We start from the raw sequence: 1,524 nt of genomic DNA, 5'->3' as shown, positions 1-1,524 counted from the left end.
ATAACTATAATTTCTATTATTAACTAAAAAATATGTTTACATATTTTCTAAGTTTCTTTTTAAGTTAAATTATTATACTCCTACTGTAAAACAATTACTAAAGAGGTGATAAATATGGCAATAAAATCATTTAAACGTTATGAAAAAAAATTTTTAATAACAGAAAATCAGTATAATAAATTAATTCCAAAACTTCTAGATTACATGAATCCAGATAAATACTGTAAAAACAATAATACTTACAGTATTTATAACATATATTACGACACAAAAAATAATGATGTAATAAGGCACTCTATCTCAAAACCATATTATAAAGAAAAGCTTAGGCTTAGGAGTTACAAAGTTCCAACCAGCCTTGATGAAAAGGTTTTTTTAGAACTGAAGAAAAAAATCAAAGGCATTGTAAGCAAAAGAAGACTTTCTCTTACACTAGGGGAGGCTTATGACTTTATATATAATCATAAGATACCTATGGTTAAGGACTATATGGATAAACAAGTACTAAATGAAATAGAATACTATCTTAGTAAAACAAAAGTTTATCCTACCGTATTTATATCTTATGAAAGAAACGCTTTCTTTTGTAAAGATAATCCCGATTTTAGAGTCACTTTTGATTCAAAAGTTTTAACGAGAAGAAATCATTTGCGATTAGAAGAAGGTAGCTCTGGTGAAGATGTAGTTGGAGAAAATAAATATCTTATGGAAATTAAAATATTAGGTGCAATACCTTTATGGTTTACAAGAATTCTATCTGAACTAAAAATTTATCCAACTCACTTTTCAAAGTATGGAAATGAATTTATGAAGTATTGCTTAAATAATAGAGAAAATAATGAAGTGGGGGTTGAGGTTGAAATATGTTAGATAAAATAATGTTATCAATAACAGGAGAATCTGTTACTATTACGAACTCACTATTGATAGTAGGTACATCTATTATTTTAGGAATTTTAATAAGTGTAGTTTACATGAAAACTAACCAAAAATCCAATTTAAGCTCAGGATTTAGTACTACTTTAATTATGTTGCCTGTAATAATATCTATAATTATTTTATTAGTTGGCAACAATGTAGCTAGAGCCTTCTCTTTAGCTGGAGCATTTTCTATAATTCGCTTTAGAAGTGCCCCAGGAGATCCAAAAGATATTGCATATATATTTTTTACTTTAGCAATTGGGCTTACTTGTGGTATGGGATATATTGCTTATGGCTTTTTATTTACTTTAATTATATCTGCTGTAATGATTGGATTACATATTACAAAATTTACAGAACCTAAAGATAAAACTATGCAACTAAAAATTACTATTCCAGAGGATTTAAATTATGAAGGTATATTTGAAGATATATTAAATAATTACACTAATTATTATAATATACAAAGAGTTAAAACTAGAGATTTTGGTTCTTTATTTGAATTAACTTATATTATAAATCTTAAGCATAATATAAATCAAAATTCTTTTATAGATGAACTAAGATGTAGAAATGGTAATTTAAATATCACACTTACTCTTT

2 protein-coding genes are annotated in these 1,524 nt (G+C 25.8%); both read left to right on the top strand.

Annotated features, from left to right (window positions below; all coding sequences use genetic code 11):
- Window positions 1-114: 114 nt before the first annotated feature.
- The gene (locus NSA58_RS20060) at window positions 115-870 is read left to right on the top strand and encodes a polyphosphate polymerase domain-containing protein (RefSeq protein ID WP_074079543.1); all 756 of its coding nucleotides are present in this window, start codon (window positions 115-117) and stop codon (window positions 868-870) included.
- A partial coding sequence (locus NSA58_RS20055; RefSeq protein WP_257560919.1) for a DUF4956 domain-containing protein occupies window positions 864-1,524 on the top strand: 661 nt, incomplete at its 3' end. The genes NSA58_RS20060 and NSA58_RS20055, both read left to right, overlap by 7 nt.

The sequence above is a fragment of the Terrisporobacter muris genome (assembly GCF_024621905.1).
GTDB classification, from domain to species: Bacteria; Bacillota; Clostridia; order Peptostreptococcales; family Peptostreptococcaceae; genus Terrisporobacter; species Terrisporobacter muris.
This window is presented reverse-complemented; position numbering and strand designations above follow the sequence as displayed.

Bases quoted from the DNA above. Each gene is read 5' to 3' on its own strand.
- NSA58_RS20060 (WP_074079543.1), top strand. From the start codon at position 115: ATGGCAATAAAATCATTTAAACGTTATGAAAAAAAATTTTTAATAACA.